Source organism: Rhodococcus sp. D-6, assembly GCF_040256695.1.
In the GTDB taxonomy this organism is placed as follows: domain Bacteria; phylum Actinomycetota; class Actinomycetes; order Mycobacteriales; family Mycobacteriaceae; genus Rhodococcus; species Rhodococcus pyridinivorans.
Window position 1 is genome coordinate 3683262 of sequence record NZ_CP132970.1, and the last position, 21540, is coordinate 3704801.

Genomic DNA, 21540 nt, shown 5'->3' on the forward strand with positions numbered 1-21540 from the left:
TCTGGTCGGGGTGCCGGCGAGTGCGTGTCAGGCCTCGCCGGCACCGGGCGCTCGGATCAGACGGTCGGTCTGATGATGTTCGGGTTCAGGTATTTCGTCGCGACGCGGTCGGGTCCGAGTTCGGTGCCCCACGTGCTCGGATCGGTTGCGACGCGGTAGCGGTCGTCGCACTTGAAGGTGCCGGCCTCCGTGGGGAACGCCTGGGTGTATTCGGCGCCGGTGAGCCTCACGACGAGCCCGCAGGTTGCCGGCATGTTGTTCCCGGGATCGGTGACGGCGTGCAGCCCGCCTCCGTCCCACTCGTCGATTCGGGACAGTTCGTCGATGACGCACTGACGGGACAGGTCCGATCCGCAGGCGTCCGCAGCGGTCGCCCACAACAGGAACGAAGAGGTGGCCTGCATGCCGAGCAGCGCGGTCTTGCCGTCCTGCTCGGTGACCAGCTCGACGTACTTCTTCACGGCCGGTACGGCATCAGCGTTCTCGATCATCTGGAAGGTCATGCCGGCGTGGAGGTTGTCGAGCAGACCGCTCTCCCCGTTCCACGCCTGGGCGGCGTTGCCGTACCAGGTGGCCTCACCGAGCAGGATCGGGTCGATGCCGGCCTGGTCGAGTGCCTTCACGAAGTTGAACTCGGCCGGCACCGGAGAACGGGACGTCCACAGGCCCTTGACGCCGCACTGCTTGAACTTCTCGGCGAAGGGCGCGTAACTCGACTCGCCCTCGTAGTTGAGCGTGACACCGCAGTTCTTCAGCGTGAAGCCGGCGGCCTCGGCGATGGACCGGATCTTGGTGCTCGCCGAGATGATCGTGGGCATCGTGCTGTCGATGACGTCGAACTCGCCGACCAGGTCCGGGTACATCTCGGCGATCTGGAACCACTGCGAGCCGTTCGCGTAGTCGACCGGGAACGGGACGCCCTGGTAGGTCATCGGGCCGTTGGCCGCGTCGGGGGACACGGTGAAGGCGGGGACAGCAGCGAGATTGCACGCGACCCGAGTCTGCTCGGACGTCTGGTCCATGGCGAAGCCGTGACCGACCATCATGAACTCGCTCGCACACGCGTTCTGCATCACGGCGTTGGCCTGCGTCATCGCAGCGTCGTAGTGGGTACCGACGATCGTGCGACCGTTGATGCCACCCTGGGCATTGCACCAGTCGATCATCGCGGAGACGGCATCACCGATCTCCTTGTTGAGTCCGGGACTTTTCGAGTAGCCCCGGTCGTCGCCGTATCCGATGCGGATCTCGGTATCCGACACTCCCTGGTCGGTGCTTCCTGCCGCATCCCCCGGCCCGCACGGAGACGCGAGGGTTCCGAACGATTCCTCGGCCTTGGGGGCCGCCGCTGCGGCGGCTGCCGGAGCGAGGGCGCCCGCCGACGGGTCGGCGCCGCGGTCCGACGCACAAGCGGACGTCGCCACTACGACGGCGAACAGACCCGCCATCGATTTCGAGGCAGCGCTGAGTTTCACGACGATGGACTCCTTGGTCTCGGTCTGGGCTGAAGCGCAATTCCGGGGCGCCGGACGGTAGGCCGGGTGTCGCGAAGGTAGCCACCCCACAGAGTGAGACCTGGGCCACTCTCACTCACCGGGACAAATCTGTGACAGTGAACACAGCGCCTAGGGTTCGATGCACTACGTCACCCGAAACAGTTCTCCGATCCCCCTGTGTACGTCCTGCTGCGCGACGAAACCGTGCGGGACCGAGAAAGGCGAATCCTTGACAGCACAAGCAGATCTGCAGCAGATGTTGCAGATGGTCGTTTCCCAGCTCACCGGCCCCGGTGGCCGATTCGAAATCGTCGAAGAGGACGTGCGCGGCAACCGGATGCAGGTCATGCGCAACCGCGACCGCCGCATCGGCGACCTCGTCGCCGCGTCCCGGCAATGGGGCGACCGCGACTACCTCGTGACGGCCGATCGCCGCCTCTCGTTCAGCGCGCACGCCGACGCCGTCGCCGCCCTGGCGACCGTCCTGCGCGACGACCACGGCGTGAAGAAGGGCGACCGCGTCGCGCTTCTCGCGGCCAACTCCCCCGAATGGATCATCACCTTCTGGGCCGCTCAGTGCCTGGGTGCAATTGCAGTGGGCCTGAACTCCTGGTGGACGCCGCCCGAGATCGCGTACGGCGTGAACCTGGTGCGGCCCAAGGTGATCGTCGCCGACGCCAAGCGCGCCGAGTTGCTGGAGAGAGCGGGGGTCTCCGGGTTCGATCTGCTCACCACCGAGCAGGACGTGCCCCGGATCGTGGCCGCGGCGTCCGGCGCCGAACTGCCGTCGGCGGACGTGGAGGAGGACGATCCCGCGGTCATCCTGTTCACGAGCGGTACCAGTGGGCGTCCCAAGGGGGCACTGCACTCCCACCGCAACGTGCTCGCCGTCGTCGACTATCACCGGTACTCCGACGCGCTGGTTGCCGCGATGCAGCAGCGCCCCTATGACGACTCGGTGCCCAACGACAACCGGTATCTCCTGACCTCACCGTTGTTCCACATCGCGAGCCTGCACAACCTTGCGGTGCCGCGACTCGCAACGGGAAGCGCCGCTGTCATGACGGAAGGCGGGTTCGACGTCGACAAGGTCTTCACGCTCATCGAGCGCGAGAGGGTGACCAACTGGGGTGCGGTGCCGACGATGGCTTCGCGCATGCTCGAGCACGAGAACACCGACAAGTACGACCTCGGCTCGCTCACTGCGTTCGCGCTGGCTTCTGCTCCGTCCTCCCCCGAGTTCAAGCAACGCCTGCAGGCGAAGTTCCCCTTCGCGCGACAGGCTCTGGTGGACAGCTATGGGCTGACCGAGTGCAGCACCGCGATCGCCATGGCGACGGCCCCGGAAATCGAGGCCTTTCCCGGAACCCTCGGCTCCCCCATCATCACGGTGAGCATGGAGATCCGCGATCCGTTCGGCGAACGGGTGCCCGACGGCACCGAGGGTGAGATCTGCGTCCGCAGTCCCTACGTAATGCTCGGCTACTGGGAGGATCCGGCCGCAACGGACGCGGCCATCACCCCGGAGGGATGGTTGCGTACCGGCGACTACGGCACGATCGAGAACGGACGTCTGCGGCTCACGGGCCGACGGTCCGATCTCATCCTGCGCGGCGGCGAGAACGTCTATCCCACGGAGATCGAACAGTGCCTCGACGAGCACCCCGGCGTCGTCGAGAGCGCCGTGATCGGCGTGGACCACGAGGATCTGGGACAGGAGATCGCCGCCGTCGTCGTGCTGCGACCCGGCAGCACGATCACCGAGGACGAGTTGCGAGCCTTCTGCGCCGAGCGACTGGCCTACTACAAGGTCCCTACCGTCTGGCGGATCACGCAGGATCTGCTCCCCCGCAACGCGACCGGCAAGATCGTCCGACGCTCGATCACCATCTGACCGGCGAACCCGTCGATCACTCGCCGAGCCCGAACAGCGACGTGGCGTTGTCGCGGCACACCGCGCGGATCCACTCGCTGTCGGGCGCGACGCGCTCGAGCACCTCGAGCTGGTGCAGATAGTCGTACGGAATGTTCGGAAAATCCGTGCCGAGCAGGATCTTCCGACGCAGCGCGTCGAGACGCGGCAGCTGATCCCTCGGGAAGGGTGTGTCCTCCTCGACGAAATCGGTGAACGCCATCGTCGTGTCGAGATACACCCGCTCGTACTGTTCCGCGAGGTCGAGGAACTCGCGGTACTCGGGCAGGCCCATGTGCGCGACGATCACCGTCAGCTGCGGGTACCGGCGCATGAGTTCCTGCATCGGAGCCGGACCGGTGTACGTGCCGGGCGCCGGGCCCGACCCGCAGTGCACGACGATGGGCACGCCCGAGTCCTCGAGCAGGCCCCACACGTCGTCGAGGAGCGGATCGAGCGGCGAGTAATCGCCGACCTGGATGTGGGATTTGAACACGCGCGCGCCCGCCTCGATCGCCGACGCGACGTACTCCTTCGCCTCGGCCTCCGGGTAGAAGGTGGCGGTGTGGAGACAGTCGGGGGTCCGGGCCGCGAAGTCGGCCGCCCACGAGTTGAGCCACGCCGCCATCTCCGGCTTGTGCGGGTACAGCATGGCGGTGAACCGGCGTACCCCGAAGTCGCGGAGACGCGCGACGCGTTCCTCCTCGTCGTGCCGGTAGGTGATCGGCCAGGGCCGTCCGACGAGCGGACCTGCGGAGTCGAAGTACGCCCAGACCTTGTCCATGACCTGGCGGGGCATGAAGTGCGTGTGGACGTCGATCAGGTGATCGAGACCGTGGGTGCTCCGAAAGCGTGCGACCGACTCGACTTCGTTCATGCCGCGACCCTATCCGGCGACCCTCAGCAGGGGTGACGTGAGTAGTTGATATTCGCTCCGGGAGATCGTTGTCACATACCCCCAGCAGGACAAAGGTTTGCCTTACCAATACTATGTGAAACTTGAATTACCGATCCGCGAGCGTCTTGGCACATGTCAGCACGCCGTCCGACCCTTCCTCGGAGTCACCCGTGAAACTGAATCTCAAGCGTCTGCTCCTCGCACCGGCCTTCGCCGGGGCGCTCGTCCTGACCGCCTGCGGTGACAGCGGTATCGACAGCGCCGACGCCGAGAACGGCGCGACCGTCACCATCGAGACCAACAACGGTGAGATGGAAGTTCCTACGGACCCCGAGCGTGTGGTGGCCCTCGACAACAAGTCGTTCGAGATGCTGCGCGATTGGGGCATCACGCCCGTCGCCCTGCCGAAGACCCTCCTCCCCAACACGGGCTTCGACGAGTGGCGTGAGGACGACTCCATCCTCGATGTCGGCACGCACCGCGAGCCGAAGCTCGAACTGGTCAGCGAGGCCGAGCCGGATCTGATCATCGGTGGTTCGCGCTTCACCGAGTTCACCGGAGAACTGTCGAAGATCGCGCCGGTCGTCGACGTCTCCGCGCTGGACGATTCCGAGGGCGGCTACATCCAGGGACTGAAGGATCAGGCCCTCGCGCTCGGGCAGATCTTCGAGAAGGAAGCCGAGGCCGAGGAGATCGTCGCCGAGCTCGAGGCTGCCACCGAAGCTGCCCAGGACGCCACGAACGGTGAGAGCGTCTTCCTCGCGGTCGTCGCGGGCGGCAAGATCGACAACGGTGCAGGCCGTATCGGTCGCCTCCTCGAGGGCGTGAACCTGAAGGACGTCTTCGCCGGCGACGCCGGTGATGTCCACGGCGATTCCGGTCTCGCTCCCGAGACCATCGCGCAGGCGAACCCCGACTGGATGATCGTCCTGGACCGCGACTCCGCCACCGCCGTGCCGGGCGAGGAAGCCCCGCAGCCGGCCGCCGCGGTGATCGACGCGCAGGAAGCGTTCGCCAACACCACCTTCGCCACGAAGGACCAGATCATCTACCTGGACGGCGACTTCTACAAGCGTGAGGGCATCGAGTCCTACACCGAAGCGTTCCAGCAGATCGCCGACGCGTTCGAAGCTGCGAACCAGTCGGCACAGTAAGTCCCTGTTGTTCGACGCTCCACAGCAGCCTGCCCCGAGCCGAATCACGGGCCGGGGCAGGCTGCGTGTGTGAGCGCACCTTCTCCGGATCCGAGCCCCCATGACGAAGAACAAAGTGCTGCTGCCGGTGATCTCGGTGGTCGTTCTGGCACTGACCGTGGCGTCCCTGATGGTCGGCGGCTACGACATCACCCTCGAATCGCTGATCCACGACCCGGCGGCCCGCGAGATGTTCTTCATCTCCCGCGTGCCGCGAACCCTCGCCCTGATCTTCGCGACCGTCGCGATGAGCATCTCGGGCGTGATCATGCAGTTGATCACCCAGAACAAGTTCGTCGAACCGACCACCGCGGGCACCGCGCAGTGGGCCGGTCTCGGCCTGCTGGCCACATTGATCGTCGTTCCCGACGCGTCGCCGATGGTCAAGATGGTGATCTCGGTGATCTTCGCGTTCGCGGGAACGATGGTGTTCATCGTCGTCCTGCGCCGGATCGCGCTGAAGTCGTCGATCATCGTGCCGCTCGTCGGCATCATGCTCGGTGCCGTGGTCGGCTCGATCACCACTTTCCTCGCCGGCAACTTCGACCTGCTGCAGTCGATGTCGGCGTGGCGTTCGGGTGGCTTCAGCAGCGTGGTTCGCGGCTTCTACGAACCGCTGTGGGCGGTGCTCGCCGTCGCCGTCCTCGCCTATCTCCTCGCCGACCGGTTCACCATCGCCGGTCTCGGTAGAGACCTCGCCACCAACGTGGGGCTGAAGTACGAGCAGGTCGTCTTCCTCGGCGTCATGCTCGTCGCGATCGCCACCGGCGTCACTACCGTGGTGGTGGGCTTCATCCCGTTCCTCGGCCTGATCGTCCCGAATCTCGTGTCGATGATGCTCGGCGACGACATGCACAAGAACCTGCCCTGGGTCGCCGTCATCGGCGCCGGACTACTGCTCGCGTGCGATCTCGTCGGCCGCACGATCGTCGCCCCCATGGAGATTCCCGCGTCCGTCGTCCTCGGCGTCGTCGGCGCCGTCGTCTTCATCACTCTCGTTCTGAGGCAGCGTCGTCATGTCAGTGCTTGATTCCGTACGCGCCCGGGCCGTCCCGACCGGCAAGGGTGAGCGCCGTCGCCTGTCGCCGGGAGTGCGCCTGGCCATCGTCGCCGCGATCGCCGCCGTGGCGGTCGCCTGCTATCTGTTCCTGTTCATCCGCGGCTCGTTCGACTTCACCTTCCCTCGCCGGCTCACCGTCCTGGGAGCCATGGTGGTCGCGGCGTTCGCGCACGGCATGGGGACCGTCGTGTTCCACACGGTCACCGACAACCGCATCCTCACGCCGTCCATCATCGGGTTCGATTCCCTGTACACGCTGATGCAGACGCTGACGGTCTTCCTCTTCGGAGCCACCGCGATCGCGACCTCCGAAGGCATCCCGAAGCTCGTCCTCCAGACCGGGCTCATGGTGGCACTGGCGACGCTGCTCTATCGCTGGTTGTTCTCCGGCCGTTTCGGCAGCCTGTTCCTGATGCTGCTCGTCGGCGTCGTACTCGGAATGGCGTTCGACAGTCTCTCGACGTTCATCCAGCGGGTGCTCTCCCCCACCGAGTACGACATGCTCTCGGTCGAGCTGATGGGTCGCCTGTCGTCCGTACCCGGCGACTATCTGCCCCTCGCGTTCGGCATCTGCATCGTCGTGGGGGTGATCCTGTGGCGCCGTCGCCACCGTCTCGATGCGCTGCTGCTCGGCCGCGACACCGCAACCAACATCGGTGTCGCCTACAAGCGCGAGTTGACGCTGATGCTCGTCCTCATCGCGCTGCTCGTGGCGTTCGCGACCGCATTGGCCGGGCCCATGACCTTCTTCGGCTTCCTCGTCGCCACCCTCGCCTACCAGATCGCCGGTTCGTACAAGCACCAGTACGTCATGCCCATGGCGTTCCTGCTCGGCGTGATCACCCTCGCCTTCGGCCAGTTCTTCATGCAGCACATCTTCTACGCGGGAGGGTTCCTGACGGTGATCATCGAGTTCGTCGGCGGCATCCTGTTCCTGTTCATGCTCCTGAGAAAGGGAACGCTGTGATCGAGTTCCACGACGTCTCGATGTCGTACCAGGACAAGCGGGTCCTCGGACCCGTCTCCGGCACGATCCGCGAGGGCGGCATCACCTCCCTGATCGGACCGAACGGTGCCGGCAAGTCGACGCTCATGACGATCATCGGCCGACTGCTGCAACCCACCAGCGGCACCGTCACCGTGGGCGGACTCGACGTGCATTCCACGAAGACCCGGGAGCTGGCCAAGCATCTGTCGATCCTGCGGCAGGAGAACCACATCACCGCGCGCCTGACGGTCCGCGAACTGGTCGGCTTCGGTCGATTCCCGCACTGCCAGGGCAGACTCACCGCGGAAGACGTGCGGCACGTCGACGAGGCGATGGAATTCCTCAACCTCACCGACCTCGCAGACCGCTTCCTCGACCAGCTCTCCGGCGGTCAGCGGCAGCGCACCTTCGTGGCGATGGTGCTGGCACAGGACACCAAGTACGTGCTGCTCGACGAGCCGCTCAACAACCTCGACATGAAGCACGCCGTGTTGATGATGCGTCAGCTGCGGCGGACGGCGGACGAACTGGGCAAGACGATCGTGCTCGTCATTCACGACGTGAACATCGCCGCCGCGTACTCCGATCACATCATCGCGTTGCGCGACGGCCTGATCGTCACCAGCGGCACGTCCGACGAGATCATGCGGGACGAGATCCTCACCGACGTGTTCGATACCCCCGTGACCGTCCACGCGATCAACGGGCAACCCACCGCCGTCTACGCGCGCTGAGCGGAACTTCGCTCAGAACAAGGTCAATTCGGCGTCGTCGGCGCACTTCGGCGGCTTGTGCGCGACCACGGGCGTGCTCGGCACCTCGATCGGTCCGGGCTGCGCCGCGATCTCGCGGGCGGCCTGGCCGGCGAGCGTGTCGGCCATCTCGTTGAAGTGGTTGCCGACGTGGCCGCGCACCCAGCGGAACCGCACCGGACCGGTGCGGTCGGTGAGCTCGCGGTCGATGGCGCGCACGAGTTCGAGGTTCTTCACCGGCGCGCCGGTGGCCGTCTTCCAACCCTTGCGCTTCCATCCGGGCAGCCATTCGGAGGCGCACTTGATCGCGTACTGCGAATCGGATTCGATGATCATCGGCTCGGCGCCGGGATGCGCGCGCAGTGCCTCGAGCACCGCCCGGAGCTCGGCGATCTGATTCGTGCCCGAACGCTCACCGCCCGACGCGCTGGGCCCCTCGTGATTGACCCACGCCCACCCGATGGCGCCACCGGGATTGCGAAGGCAGGATCCGTCGGTGCTCACGATGATCATGCGCCCGACCATAGCCGCACCCTCCGACACCACGAAAGTCGGCTCGAGCGCACAGAGTCGCGAAAGTCGCCTCCAGCGCACAGAGTCGCGAAAGTCGGCTCCAGCGCACAGAGTACGGTAGGACGGTGACCGTGTCCGACGAGCGAGGCCGTCGCATCGCGAGCGTGGCGGACGAAGCACCCCTCGACACCCGCGTGCGCGTGCCGTGGCCGGTCGACGTGGTGCGCACCCTGCGCCCGCTGCAGCGCGGGCCGTGGGATCCGTGTCATCGCGTCGTCGCCGGCGCCGTCTGGCGTACCTCCCGGATGAACACCGGTGCCGTGACGTACCGACTCACCCAGGACGGTCCGCACGGCGCGCGGTGTCTGGCGTGGGGTCCGGGCGCATCCGAGTTGGTCGATCGGCTTCCGGCGCTGCTCGGCGCCGACGACGACCCATCCGGCTTCGTACCCGAGCATCCCCTGCTCGTCGAGGCGCACCGACGCATGCCTGCCCTGCGCATCACCCGCACGGGCCGGGTGCTCGAATCCCTGGTGCCGGCCATCCTGGAACAGCGGGTGCACGGGGTGGCGGCGTTCGCGTCCTGGCGTCGTCTCGTCACGTGGTTCGGCGATCCGGCGCCCGGTCCGGCCCCGGAGGGCATGCGCGTGCCGCCCTCCGCGGCGACCTGGCGGACCGTGCCGTCCTGGGAGTTCCATCGGGCGAACGTCGACCCCGGCCGCGCACGCACTGTGGTGCGGTGCGCGCAGGTCGCCGACTCCCTCGAGCGCCTCGTGCATGAACCGGCCGCCGACGCCCGACGGAAGTTGCGGGTCGTGCCGGGGGTGGGCGTGTGGACGGCCGCGGAGGTCGCCCAGCGCGCGTTCGGCGACACCGATGCGCTCTCCGTCGGCGACTACCACCTCGCGAAGGTCGTCGGATGGGCGCTGCTCGGTAAGCCCCTCGACGATCCCGGCATGATCGAATACCTCGAACCCCTGCGCCCGCAACGCTATCGGGCGGTTCGACTGATCGTGGAGTCCGGTGGGTACGCGCAGGTTCCGAAACGCGGCCCTCGCACCCCCATCACCGACCACCGTCGGCGGTGACGGGGTCTCGATCCACAGGGCCCGTAATCGTAGACTCGGTCACATGTCCGCCACCCACGACGCGGCCGGCCCCGATCGGCTCGGACACCTCCCGAGCTACCTGATGACCCTGGCGGCGCGACACGTGCATCGCGTCGTGTTCGACCGCCTCGATTCCGCCGATGCCCGAGGTCACCACTACCGGATCCTGGCCGCCCTCGAGGTACACGGTCCGTCCAGTCAGATCGACCTCGCCCGTCGCTGCGGACTCGATCGCAGCGACGTCGCCGCCGCCGTCGACGCACTCGTCGACCGGCGTTTCGTCGAACGAGCACCCGACCCGACCGATCGGCGACGCAACATCATCACCCTCCCCCAGCGCGGGCGCCGGCGACTGTTCGATCTCGACCGGATGCTCACCGCGGCGCAGGACGAGGCGTTCGCTCCCCTCGACGCGGCCGAACGCGCACAGCTCACCGCCATGCTGACCAGGATTGTCGAGTATCACACCAGGCCTGCGCCGATTTCCGCGCAGCAGTCGTAGGCTTGTAGAGGTGCATCCGGCGGAGATCCCGCCGTGAGCACGATCTACGAAAGGACCATCGGCGTGCAGGCCAAACCTTGCCGAGAATCGCGAGTCGTCAAGACCAGCAGGGTGTTTCCCAACGACGTCAACGACCACAACACGTTGTTCGGCGGGAAGCTGATGAGCGACATCGACATGACCGCGTCGATCTCGGCGACCCGTCACAGTCGTGCCTCGGTTGTGACGGCCTCGACCGATTCCGTGGCCTTCCTCGAACCCGTCCGTCCGTCCGATTCGGTGTGCCTCGAGTCGTTCGTGACGTGGACCGGACGTAGCTCGATGGAGGTCTTCGTCAAGGTCACCGCCGAAGATCTGCGCAGCGGGGAGCGGCGCATCGCCGCCACCGCCTTCCTCACCTTCGTCGCCGTCGACGACGGCGGTCGAACCATGCAGGTCCCACCGGTGCTGCCCGAATCCGACGAGGAACGCAAGCTGAACGAGTCCGGTGACGAGCGGGCGGAGCACCGCCGCATGCACCGCGCGCAGAGTCAGGAGATGGCGAAGTATCTCACCACGAGCCGGCCGTGGTGAGATACTTCGCCCGGTGAAGGTCCGTCAACGGCCCGTCGCGAAGGCCGGCGAGCAGCCTCGTGAGGTAGATCGGGCAGTGGGACACTGCGCGGACGACATTCGCAGCATCCTCGGGTGGTACGGCGTCGAGTCGCCGGCTCGCGTTCCGGAGGATCGGTCGTTGGAGCCGTGCCCAGGCCCGCTCACCGAGCACCCGCGCCGCTGCCGCCGACGGAAACTGCGCAATGAACGACAAGCCGATACGGAACTCCCTCCATGACAAACGTTTCCGACCGCGACTCGGACTGACAGCAGCCGGCGAACGTGCACGGCCATGGCGTTCGAGTTCGAACCCGACCTGTCCACGGAGGGAGTTCCCGACGATGTGGCAGGTGCCCCAGCCCGATGCGTCGAGTTCACGCTCGATACCGTCGGCGATTCCGCGGACCCGACCTCATGCACCCTGACACGTTCCCGACGACGAGAAAGGAGCATCGTGACCGAGTATCGGAATCACAACACGGCCTTCCACTCGGAGTTGCTCGCAGCGGTTCCGCACCGTGACAGCAGCGTCCTCGATATCGGCTGCGGCGACGGACTTCTCCTTCGGAAACTCGCCACGGCAGCTGCATCGGTCACCGGCATCGATTCGGATCACTCGGCTGTCGCCCGAGCGCGCGCACGCCTTGCCGACACCCCCGACGCGCACCTCGTCGAGGGAGATGTCCTCACCTCGTCGGAACTCGATGATCGGCGCTTCGACCTGATCACGTGCGTCGCCACCCTCCATCACATGCCGCTGAACATCGCGCTCGAACGCATGCGAGAACTTCTGGCCCCGGGAGGGAGCCTGCGCATCGTGGGGCTGTCTGCCAACAAGACCGTGATCGATCGGCTCGTCGCCGGGGCCCTTGTTCTTCCCGTTCGCGTAGCGAGCACCATCCACCGCGAATCCGGCTACCCCGGCATGACGACCGAACAACCCCGCGAGTCACTCGCCGATATCCGTCGCGCGGCCGCGATGGTGCTGCCCGGAAGCCGTATCCATCGACGCTTCTACTACCGCTACACGCTGGACTGGACCAAGCCCCTCTGAGGGAATCAGTGAAATCCCGGTGATCGGCGTCGAACTGTGGAAGTATCTCGACGACTCGACGCGAAGGGGGATCGCGTGTTCGACATCGAGCTTTCGGCAGGAACGATCGAGTACGAGGACACCGGTGGCGACGGACCGGTTCTCGTGTTCATCCACGGTCTACTGATGGACGGAACCGCGTGGCGAAACGTCGTGGAACAACTCCGCGGCACCTACCGCTGCATCGCGCCGACCTGGCCTCTCGGCTCGCACCGCATACCGATGCGCCCGGAGGCAGACCTCACCCTCGTCGGCATGGGCCATCTCATCGGGGAGTTCCTCGACGCTCTCGACCTGCGTGACGTCACGCTGATCCAGAACGATTGGGGCGGCGCCCAGGCCTTCTTCGCCGTGTCGAATCCCGAACGGGTCTCGCGACTCGTGCTCGCCGCGTGCGAGGCATTCGACAACTACCCTCCCGGCCCGGTGAAACGACTCCTGCCGCTGGTCAAGCTTCCGGGTGGGGTACGCCTGCTCATGGCGGTGCTCGGCACGAAGTTCGGCCGGCGTGGCCCCGGCACCTGGGGATGGATGAGCAAACGTCCGGTACCCGGACCCGTCATGGACGCCTGGTTCCGCCCGGCCACCGTCGACCGGAACATCCGGCGTGATCTGGCCAAGTACGCACTCTCGTCCCCGCCCAAGCAACAGCTGCTCGAGATCGCTGCGAAAGCGGCGCAATTCTCCGGGCCGGTGCTGGTCGTGTGGGCCACCGAGGACCGCATGATGCCGCGCGATCACGGGCGACGCCTCGCCGAGGCCTTCCCCGACGCGCGGCTGGTCGAAATCGACGACAGCTACACCCTGCTGGCCGAAGACCAGCCCGAGAAGCTCACAGCGGCGATCGAAGAGTTCTTGACCGCCACAGCCCGCTGAGACGTCCCGCATCCGGATACGACTCGGCGGTTACAGCGCCCGCGCGATGATCTGCTTCATGACCTCGTTCGCGCCGGCGTAGATCCGCTGGACGCGCGCGTCCTCGTACATCCGCGCGATGAGGTATTCGCGCATGTAGCCGTAGCCGCCGTGCAACTGCACGCACCGGTCGATGACCTCGCACTGCTTGTCGGTCAGCCAGTACTTGACCATCGCGGCATCGGACGGATCGAGTTGGCCCTTCAGGTGCTGCTCGATGCAGTGGTCGAGGAAGATGCGGCAGGTGCGGGCGATGGTTTGGCACTCGGCGAGTTCGAAGGCCGTGTTCTGGAACTCGAACAGGCTGTGCCCGAATGCCTGTCGCGCCTTGGTGTAGCGGACGGTCTCCTCGACGGCCCGGTCCATCGCACCGGCGGCCTGCGCGCCGATGATCAGACGTTCCTGCACGAGCTGTGCCATGAGCTGACCGAAGCCGAGACCTTCGGATTCGCCGAGCAGGTTCGTCACGGGCACGCGCACGTCGACGAACGACAGCTCGGAGGTGTCGGCGGCGTGCTGGCCGACCTTGTCGAGCACACGGCCCACCGAGAAGCCCGGGGCGTCACGGAGATCCACGATGAGCAGCGACACACCCTTGGCGCCTGCCTTCGGGTCGGTTTTGACGGCGAGGACGATGACGTCGGCCGAAGAACCGTTGGTGATGAAGGTCTTCGAGCCGTTGACGACGTAGTGGTCGCCGTCGCGCACCGCGGTGGTCTTGATCGCTTTGAGGTCCGAACCCGCGCCGGGTTCGGTCATGCCGATGGCACCGAGGATCTCGCCGGTGGCCATGCCCGGCAGCCACGTCTTCTTCTGCTCCTCGTTGCCGTATTCGAGGATGTAGTGCGCGACGATGCCGCTGTGCACGGAGTTGCCGAACGCGAGATCGCCGGAGTAGCCCTGCGCGTCGAACACCGCGAGGTCGTGCGCGAAGGTACCGCCGCCTCCGCCGTACTCCTCGGGGATCGAGCAGCACAGCAGACCGAGTTTGCCGGCCTCGAGCCACACCTCACGATCGATACGACGCTGCGAGTCCCACTTCTCGGCCTTGCCCATGACCTCGCGATCGAAGAACTCGCGCGCGAGATCGTAGACGGCAGAGACCTCGTCGTCGTACCAGGAGGCGACGTGCTTCTTCGGCATCGGGTTCGGATTTCCTTTTCGCAGTGTTCGGTCGGAGTGGTCAGGATCCGCGCAGTTCGCGCTTGAGGAGCTTGCCGCTCTGGTTACGCGGCAGGACGTCGGCGAAGCGAACGGCCTTGGGCACCTTGAACGGTGCGAGACGCTGCTTGACGTGGTCGATCAAGGTGGGCTCGTCGAGCTCGTGACCGTCCTTGAGGACGACCACCGCGGTCACCGCTTCGATCCATTTCTCGTCCGGAGTACCGATCACCGCGACCTCCGCGACGGCCGGATGCGTGTAGATCGCGTCCTCGACCTCACGTGAGGCGACGAGGATGCCGCCGGTGTTGATGACGTCCTTGATGCGGTCGACGACGGTGATGAAGCCTTCGGCGTCGCGGGTGACGAGGTCGCCGGAGTGGAACCAGCCGTCGCGAAAGGCCTCCTCCGTCGCGGCGGGATTCTCCCAATAGCCCAGGCACAGTTGCGGTGAGCGGTACAGGATCTCACCGGGTTCACCGTCGGGGACGTCGTTGCCGTCGGCGTCGACGACGCGGGTTTCGGCGAACAGCACGGCCCGGCCGCACGAGGCGGGACGCGCGTCGTGTTCCTCGGGGCGGAGGACGGTGGCGAGCGGACCGATCTCGGATTGGCCGAAACAGTTGTAGAAGCCGAGCTCCGGGTAGCGGCCGCGGAGTCGCTCGAGGACGGTGACGGGCATGATCGACGCTCCGTACTGCGCCTTGCGCAGCGACGACAGGTCGCGCTCGTCGAGGTCGGGATGGTTGGTCAGCGGCACCCACACCGTCGGGGCGAGGAACAGCGATCCGATGCGCTCCTCCTCCACCAGCCGCAGGATCTCGGCGACGTCGGGTGCGGGCAGCAGCCGCACGGTCGCACCGACCGCGAAGTACGGGATGAGGAAGACGTGCATCGCCGCGGAGTGGTAGAGCGGCATGCACACGAGCGGGTCGTCGCCGGCCGACAGGTCGAGCGCCTCGATCGACGACATGTATTCGAAGGTGAGCGCCCGGTGGGTCATCATGGCGCCCTTGGGCTTCGACGTCGTGCCCGAGGTGTAGAGGAGCTGGACGAGGTCGGTGTCGGCCACGGCGACGTCGAGCGCCGGCACGTCGCCGGTCTGCGCGACCGTCACCAGGGAGTCGTCGGCGTCGCGGAGCGGGACGACGGTCTCGGCCGGCACGTCGGCCAGGACGGCGTCGAGATTGTCGCGCAGCACGGGGTCGACGAGCACGGCTTTCGCGCCCGACTGACCGAGCAGGTACGACAGTTCCTCGCCGCGCAGTGCGTAGTTGATCGGCACGTGCACCAGGCCGGCGCGGGCAGCGGCGAGATATCCGATCGCGTAGCCGTCGGAGTTGGTGCCGTAGGCGGCCACGCGGTCGCCCTTGGACAGGCCCAACGAGAGCAGGTGCGCAGCGGCACGGGTGACGGCGTCGTCGAGTTCCCGGTAGGTGAACTGCCGGTCGCCGAAGCGGAGTGCGACGCGGGCGGGATAGCGCGCGGCGGTGCGGTGGAGGATGCCGTCGACGGTGCTCTGACGCGGGTCGGGGGTCATGCAGTGAACTTTATAGGACGTCCAACCAACTAGTCCAGACCTAGCGATCGCTCGGGATCAACGGTCCTTCCAGACCGGTGCCCGCTTCTCGAGGAAGGCCGTCATCCCCTCCTGCGCGTCGTCGATCATCGCGTTCGACGCCATCGTCTCCGCCATTGCGGCATAGGCCGTCTCTTGCGGCAGATCGATCTGTCGGTAGAACGCCTCCTTGCCGATCCGCATCGTCTCGGGGGACGACGTGGCGATCTTCAGGGCGAGCTCGGTGGTCGCGGTCTCCAGCGTCTCCGGTTCGACGACGTAGTTCACCAGGCCCCAGTCGGCGGCGGTCTGCGCGTCGATGGTGTCGCCGGTCAGCAGCATCTGCAGCGCCCGCTTGCGGCCGATCGCGCGGCTGACCGCGACCATCGGCGTCGAGCAGAACAACCCGATCCGCACACCCGGGGTACCGAAGCGGGCGTCGCCGGCAGCGACGGCGAGATCGCACGCAGCGACGAGCTGGCATCCCGCCGCGAGCGCCGTGCCCTGCACCGATGCGATCACCGGTTGAGGGATCGACTGCACGGTCCGCATCATCTCGTTGCACGTCTCGAAGATCGCGCGTTCCTCGTCGAGCGTGCGTCCGATCATCTGCCGCAGGTCGTGCCCGGCCGAGAACACCGGGCCTTCCGCCCGGACCACGATCACCTTCGTGTCGGCCGCGAGCGCCGTCAGACCGGCGATGACCTCGCGCATCGTCTCCACCGACAGCGGGTTGCGCTGCTCCGGGCGGTCGAGGGTGAGCACCCCGATACCGCTGGCCTCGTCGACAGCGATGAGCACGGGCGGGGGCAGGGTGTCGACGGCGTCGGGGCCGTCCGCAGAGCGATCCGTCACGTTCCCTTTCCTACACCACCGGCGGGTTACCGGCGCGGCATCGACGAGACGAGATCCGCGACGCGGGCGGGCGCCCGACCGAGCAGTGCCGCCGTCACGGCGCTCCCTGCGACGAAGCCGTGATCGTCGTAGAAGTCGAACATCGCCGCCAGACGCTCCCGGGTATCCGCGGGCAGGTCGCGGCCGTGGCGCTCCATCCACACCGGGACGGACACCTGCTCGATCTCCACCGACCGCCCGGCGACCGCGCACAGCTGCCGCACACTCACCGAGTCCGGTCCCCCGAGCTCGTAGGTGGCGCCGTGGTGGATGTCCGTACCCTCGACGAGGACACGGGCCGCCACCGTCGCGACGTCCGACAGGGCGACGAACGAGAACGGCGCGTCGGGGTCGTAGGGGACGTCGAGTGCATCGACCGAGCCGTCGAGGACGGATGCGAAGTTCTCCGTGTACGCGCAGGGCTGCAGAACGGTCCATTGCACCCCGGAAGCGTGCAGGATGTCCTCGCAACGCGCCTTGTCGAGGTGGTGCGGCATCGCCGGCGTGTACGGCCAGGCGACGGAGTGGTAGACGACGTGATCGACACCTGCCTCGGCCACCGCCGCGAGGAACCGTTCGAACAGCGCCGGTTCGTCGGGGTGCATGTTCGGGGCGATGAAGTAGACGCCACGGCAGCCCGACAGGGCGTCGACGAGCCCGGCACCGGTCTCGAGGTCGACAGCACGATCCCCCGCCTGCCGAGCGGTGTGCACCACTCGGCGGACGGGGGTCGTGTCTGCTGTCTCCAGCGCCGCGATGACAGCCGTTCCGGTCTTCCCCGCGGCACCGATCACTGCGAGATCGGTGCCGCGGGAGAAAGTGGCCGTCGTCGACATCAGTTGCCGATGAAGTCGTACTCGGCGAACTCGGCACCACCCGACAGGCGGGCGTAACCGGGACCGCGGTCGAAGAAGGGCTCTTCCTCGCCGCGCTCGGCGCGCATCTGCGCACGCAGCGCCTCGGTGGCCTCGACGTCGGCGACGGGCTCCTCCGCCGAGGTGTCCTTCAGGATCACGCCGTAGTCGTCGCGGGCGCCCTCGACGGACACCTTGCGCCACAGCACGTCCCGGACCACCTCGTCGATCGGACGATCGAGCGGGTCGCCCCAGCCACCGCCACCGGTGGTGCGGATGCGCACGACCTCGCCGGCCTTGATCGGCTCGGCGTCCGTGAGGGCGTCGAACTCGCGCTCGTTCGGGCCGCCGGGATCGAGGGTGACGGAGAACGGCTTGCCGGCCTTGCCGCCCTTGACGCCCCAGCAGGCGAGGATCGAACGGTCCGCGATGGACATGAAGTTCGCGTCCTTGAGCATGCGGATGTGCTTCTCGTAGCCGAGACCACCGCGGTAGCGGCCGGCCCCACCGGAATCGATTGCCAGACCCAGCTTCTCGACGATGAACGGGAAACGGCTCTCGGTGAACTCCGTGGGCAGGTTCCGCGAGTCGGGCACCACGTGGATGGTGTCCTCACCGTCGGCGTAGTGCCGGCCGCCGGAGCCGCCGCCGAGCACCTCACGCATGAGGTAGGAGTGGCCGTCGAAGTCCTCGCCGTACACACCGGTGTAGCGGATGGTCTCCTGGTCGGCGGGCATGTTGCCGTCGACCGCCTTGGCGACCACACCGGAGAGCACACCGAGCAGACGCAGGATCACGAACGTGCGAGCGTTGGTGGGAGCGGGGAAGATCGGCGTGATGAGCGTGCCCGGCTCCGGGAACCTCATCTCGATCAGCGGCACGACACCTTCGTTGACGTCCAGTTCCGCCATGCGGTCCGGGGTGTCGGCCAGGTTGCGGAGGATCGGCGCCAGCCACTTGATGAGGAAGTTGCCGTCGGCGTAGTCACCGCAGTGGTTGATCGGGCCCTTCGCCTGCGGACCGGTGCCGTTGAAGTCCAGGATCAGGCGCTCGCCGCCCTCGTCCTCCGGGGAGGTCTTGGTGAGGGTGATGCGCTGCACGTGCAGCATGGGCTCGTCCACACCGTCGTGCTCGGCGTAGTCCTCCCAGGTGTACGTGCCCACCGGGATCTTGCTGAGGATCTCGCGGCGGTAGGTCTCCGTGGTGGCGTCGAGGATCGCGTCGAAGCAGGCCTCGACGGTCTCGACACCGTAGCGTTCGAACAGTTCCGACAGTCGACGCGCACCCATGAGGCACGCCGAGCACTCGGCGTCGAGGTCGGCGGCGAGCGAATCGGGCATGCGGGAGTTGCGGGTCATGATCCGCAGCGCCGCCTCGTTGGGAACGCCCTGGTCCCACAGCTTGATCGGCGGGACCATCAGTCCCTCCTCGTACACGGTGGTCGCACCCGAGGGCATGGAGCCCGGGCAGCAACCGCCGATGTCGTCGTGGTGGCCGAAGGCCTGCACGAACGCGACCACCGAAGGCTCGGTGTCGCCGGGGCGGGTCGCGAAGACCGGGACCGTGACGCACAGGTCGGGCAGGTGCCCGATGCCGCCTTCGGAGAGGTAGACGTCGTTGTGGAAGAAGACGTCGCCGGGCTTCATCGTCTCGAGCGGGAAGTCCCGCGCCACCGGATGCACGAGCGCCGAGTACGAACGACCGGTGAGCTTGCGCAGGTTGCGGTCGTGGATGCCGGCACGGAAGTCGTGGGCGTCGCGGATCATCGGCGAGCGCGAGGTCCGGGAGATGGAGGTCTCCACCTCCATCTCGACACTGGCGAGGTAGCCGGCGACGATCTCGACCAGCACCGGATCGGGAGCGCTACCCGAAGCGTCGGTCAGCCGGAAGGGCTTGCGGGTCGTGGCCGCGGCGGGTTCGAGAGTCGCAGTCATCGGGTGGCTCCGTTCGAGTCGGACGTCTTGCTGAGGCGGATGTTGCCGAAAGTGTCGATGCGAGCGCGGAATCCGGGATGAACCGGGATGGTCGAGCTGAATTCCTCGATCACGGCGGGACCTTCGAGTTCGTCGCCGGCGCCGAGGCGGGCGCGGTCGTACACGCGGGTGGTGACCCACTCGTCGAAGTACGCCTGACGGGTGCCGGTGAGCGCGTCGTCCGCCCCCGTGCCCGGGGCGATCTCGGCGAGTTCCGGTCGCTTGATTGGGCCGATACCACTGACGCGGAGGTTGACCCATTCCACGTGCTGGTGGGGATCGTTGCGGAAGTCGTAGCCGTAGAGCTCGCGATGGGCCTGGTGGAAGCGTTCGGCCGCCTCGTCCATCAGTTCCTGGGTGATGGGGCCGTCGCCGACCGGCACACGCACCTCGAAGGCCTGGCCGAAATAGCGCAGGTCCGCCGAGCGGGCGTACTGCCGCTGATCGGGCCCGAATCCCTCTTCCCCCAGGGCACGTTCGGCCTCGGCCGCGAGGGCGTCGAGTCCGGCCTGCAGTTCCTCGATCTCCAACCGGTCGTGGCGGCTGACGTGCGTCTGCACATAGTCGTTGCGGACATCGACGGTCAGCAGCCCGAAGGCCGAGACGTTGCCGGGCTCGAGCGGCACGAGGACGTCCTTGAGACCGAGGATGTCGATGAGGCGACAGGCCAGCAGCGACCCGGAGCCGCCGAAGGTCACCAAGGTGAAGTCGCGGACGTCGAGACCACGCTTGACGGTGATCTGGCGCAGCGCGTTGGCCTGGTTCCAGGCCGACACTTCGAGAATGCCCGTGGCGCACGCCTCGAATTCGAGGCCGAGACGGTGTGCGAGCTCCTCGACGCCCTTGCGGGCGAGCTCGGTGTCGAGCGGGATCTCACCGCCGAGCAGGTGGGGAGGGATGCGACCGAGCAGGACGTGGGCGTCGGTGATGGTCGGCTCGTTGCCACCCTTGGCGTAGCACAGGGGTCCGGGATCGGCGCCCGCCGACTGCGGGCCGACGCGCAGGGTGCCCTCGGGGGTCATCCACGCGATGGAGCCACCGCCGGCGCCGACGGTCACCACGTCGATCATGGGGATCTTGGACGGGTAGACACCCACGCGACCTTCCGTGGTGAGTGCCGGCTCGCCGCCGACGACCACGGTGACGTCCGTGGAGGTGCCGCCACCGTCGCAGGTCAGCACCTGGTCGACACCGGCGACGCCGGCAATCAGCGCCGCACCCAGGGCACCGGCTGCAGGGCCGGAGAGCACGGTCGTGATCGGCTGGTGCACGACCTCCTTCGCCGACAGCACGCCACCGTTGGACTTCATCACGTAGAACGGGATGTCGCGCTGTTCGCCCTCGGCGGAGGAGAACTCGCGGAGCCGGTTCGCGATGTTGTTGACGTAGTTGCGGATGTTGGGCTTGACCGCGGCGTCGACGAGGGTCGTGATGGACCGCTCGTACTCGCGGTACTCGCGCAGCACCTCGCTGGAGATGCTCACGGTCGCCTCCGGGTACTCCTCCATGAGGATGTCGCGGACGCGGCGCTCGTGCTCGGGGTTGGCGTAAGAGTGCATGAGGCACACGCCGACGGTGCGGATCTCGCGGTCCTTGAAGAAGCGGGCGGCGGCGCGGACGTCGTCCTCGTTCAGGGGACGAATCTCGCTGCCATTGTAGGCGAGACGACCGCGGATGGTGCGGACACGGTCGGCCGGCACGATGCGGTCGGGCTTGACCCAGAAGTAGGAGTTGCCGTAGCCGTCGGGGACCGACTGGCGGGCGATCTCGAGGACGTGTTCGTAGCCCTCGGTGGTGATGAATCCGAGGGTGCCGACCTTGCCCTCGAGGAGCTTGTTGGTCGCGACGGTGGTGCCGTGACTGACGGCGTCGATCGCGTCGCCGGTCTCGCCGAGCTGCGCGAGGACCTTCTCGATGCCTGCGAGGAAGCCGATGGCCGGATCCTGCGGTGTCGACGGGGTCTTCGTGGTGACGATGGCGCCGGACTCGTCGTCCACCGCGACCACGTCCGTGAATGTTCCGCCGGTATCGATACCGACCCGAATCTTCCTGGATCCCATGTTTCCTCCTGGGTT

General features: G+C 67.0%; 19 protein-coding genes. 10 read left to right on the forward strand and 9 right to left on the reverse strand.

What is annotated here, in order from left to right:
- Positions 1–56 precede the first annotated feature (56 nt).
- The gene (locus RBB84_RS17150) at positions 57–1448 is read right to left on the reverse strand and encodes an ABC transporter substrate-binding protein (protein WP_197481885.1); all 1392 of its coding nucleotides are present in this window, start codon (positions 1446–1448) and stop codon (positions 57–59) included.
- Positions 1449–1752: 304 nt separating this feature from the next.
- On the opposite strand from RBB84_RS17150, the gene RBB84_RS17155 reads away from it, so the two are divergent.
- Complete coding sequence (locus tag RBB84_RS17155) at positions 1753–3390, forward strand: class I adenylate-forming enzyme family protein (protein ID WP_197481884.1); 1638 nt, start codon at positions 1753–1755, stop codon at positions 3388–3390.
- A 16-nt stretch (positions 3391–3406) separates the two neighbouring features.
- Here the strand turns inward: RBB84_RS17155 and RBB84_RS17160 are convergent, their stop codons facing one another.
- Positions 3407–4285, reverse strand: a complete 879-nt coding sequence (locus RBB84_RS17160; protein WP_006551007.1) for an amidohydrolase family protein — start codon at positions 4283–4285, stop codon at positions 3407–3409.
- 191 nt (positions 4286–4476) lie between these two features.
- Between RBB84_RS17160 and RBB84_RS17165 the strand changes: the two genes are divergently transcribed.
- The 4 genes from RBB84_RS17165 to RBB84_RS17180 all read left to right on the forward strand — a co-directional run bounded on the left by RBB84_RS17165 (position 4477) and on the right by RBB84_RS17180 (position 8281).
- Positions 4477–5460 carry an ABC transporter substrate-binding protein gene (locus RBB84_RS17165; RefSeq protein WP_064257036.1) on the forward strand — a complete coding sequence of 328 codons (984 nt, stop codon included), beginning with the start codon at positions 4477–4479 and terminating at the stop codon, positions 5458–5460.
- A gap of 100 nt (positions 5461–5560) precedes the next feature.
- Positions 5561–6529, forward strand: coding sequence for an iron chelate uptake ABC transporter family permease subunit (locus RBB84_RS17170; protein ID WP_064257035.1), 969 nt, complete (start codon positions 5561–5563; stop codon positions 6527–6529).
- On the forward strand, positions 6516–7526 hold the full coding sequence (locus RBB84_RS17175; protein ID WP_231912080.1) for an iron chelate uptake ABC transporter family permease subunit: 1011 nt from the start codon (positions 6516–6518) through the stop codon (positions 7524–7526). Before RBB84_RS17170 ends, RBB84_RS17175 begins: the two co-directional genes overlap by 14 nt.
- Positions 7523–8281 (forward strand): ATP-binding cassette domain-containing protein, encoded by a 759-nt coding sequence (locus tag RBB84_RS17180; protein WP_064257033.1) that lies wholly within the window; start codon positions 7523–7525, stop codon positions 8279–8281. Before RBB84_RS17175 ends, RBB84_RS17180 begins: the two co-directional genes overlap by 4 nt.
- A gap of 12 nt (positions 8282–8293) precedes the next feature.
- On the opposite strand, the gene RBB84_RS17185 is transcribed toward RBB84_RS17180, so the two are convergent.
- Positions 8294–8812, reverse strand: coding sequence for a ribonuclease H (locus RBB84_RS17185; protein ID WP_033098456.1), 519 nt, complete (start codon positions 8810–8812; stop codon positions 8294–8296).
- Positions 8813–8967: 155 nt separating this feature from the next.
- On the opposite strand from RBB84_RS17185, the gene RBB84_RS17190 reads away from it, so the two are divergent.
- From RBB84_RS17190 to RBB84_RS17210, 5 genes are all read left to right on the forward strand, one after another.
- On the forward strand, positions 8968–9900 hold the full coding sequence (locus RBB84_RS17190) for a DNA-3-methyladenine glycosylase 2 family protein (protein WP_228045189.1): 933 nt from the start codon (positions 8968–8970) through the stop codon (positions 9898–9900).
- Positions 9901–9943: 43 nt separating this feature from the next.
- Entirely contained in the window at positions 9944–10423 is a 480-nt protein-coding gene (locus RBB84_RS17195) for a MarR family transcriptional regulator (protein WP_019290768.1), read from the forward strand.
- A gap of 33 nt (positions 10424–10456) precedes the next feature.
- Positions 10457–10996: an acyl-CoA thioesterase gene (locus tag RBB84_RS17200; RefSeq protein WP_019290767.1), complete on the forward strand. Its 540-nt coding sequence runs from the start codon at positions 10457–10459 to the stop codon at positions 10994–10996.
- Positions 10997–11471: 475 nt separating this feature from the next.
- On the forward strand, positions 11472–12071 hold the full coding sequence (locus RBB84_RS17205; protein WP_082921091.1) for a class I SAM-dependent methyltransferase: 600 nt from the start codon (positions 11472–11474) through the stop codon (positions 12069–12071).
- A 75-nt stretch (positions 12072–12146) separates the two neighbouring features.
- A complete protein-coding gene (locus RBB84_RS17210; protein ID WP_064257032.1) occupies positions 12147–12986 on the forward strand; it encodes an alpha/beta hydrolase in 840 nt (279 codons plus the stop codon).
- A gap of 30 nt (positions 12987–13016) precedes the next feature.
- Here RBB84_RS17210 and RBB84_RS17215 read toward each other — a convergent pair whose 3' ends face one another.
- Genes RBB84_RS17215 through RBB84_RS17240 form a run of 6 tightly spaced genes read right to left on the reverse strand, consistent with a single transcriptional unit; the run spans position 13017 to position 21525 of the window.
- A complete protein-coding gene (locus tag RBB84_RS17215; protein WP_006551018.1) occupies positions 13017–14168 on the reverse strand; it encodes an acyl-CoA dehydrogenase family protein in 1152 nt (383 codons plus the stop codon).
- 40 nt (positions 14169–14208) lie between these two features.
- A complete protein-coding gene (locus RBB84_RS17220) occupies positions 14209–15726 on the reverse strand; it encodes an acyl-CoA synthetase (protein WP_064257031.1) in 1518 nt (505 codons plus the stop codon).
- Between the two features lie 57 nt (positions 15727–15783).
- On the reverse strand, positions 15784–16599 hold the full coding sequence (locus RBB84_RS17225; protein WP_006551020.1) for an enoyl-CoA hydratase: 816 nt from the start codon (positions 16597–16599) through the stop codon (positions 15784–15786).
- 26 nt (positions 16600–16625) lie between these two features.
- The gene (locus RBB84_RS17230) at positions 16626–17474 is read right to left on the reverse strand and encodes an NmrA family NAD(P)-binding protein (RefSeq protein ID WP_064257030.1); all 849 of its coding nucleotides are present in this window, start codon (positions 17472–17474) and stop codon (positions 16626–16628) included.
- On the reverse strand, positions 17474–19426 hold the full coding sequence (locus RBB84_RS17235) for a hydantoinase B/oxoprolinase family protein (protein WP_006551022.1): 1953 nt from the start codon (positions 19424–19426) through the stop codon (positions 17474–17476). Before RBB84_RS17235 ends, RBB84_RS17230 begins: the two co-directional genes overlap by 1 nt.
- Positions 19423–21525, reverse strand: coding sequence for a hydantoinase/oxoprolinase family protein (locus RBB84_RS17240; RefSeq protein ID WP_064257029.1), 2103 nt, complete (start codon positions 21523–21525; stop codon positions 19423–19425). The genes RBB84_RS17235 and RBB84_RS17240 overlap by 4 nt, the downstream gene beginning before the upstream one ends.
- Positions 21526–21540: the final 15 nt, after the last annotated feature.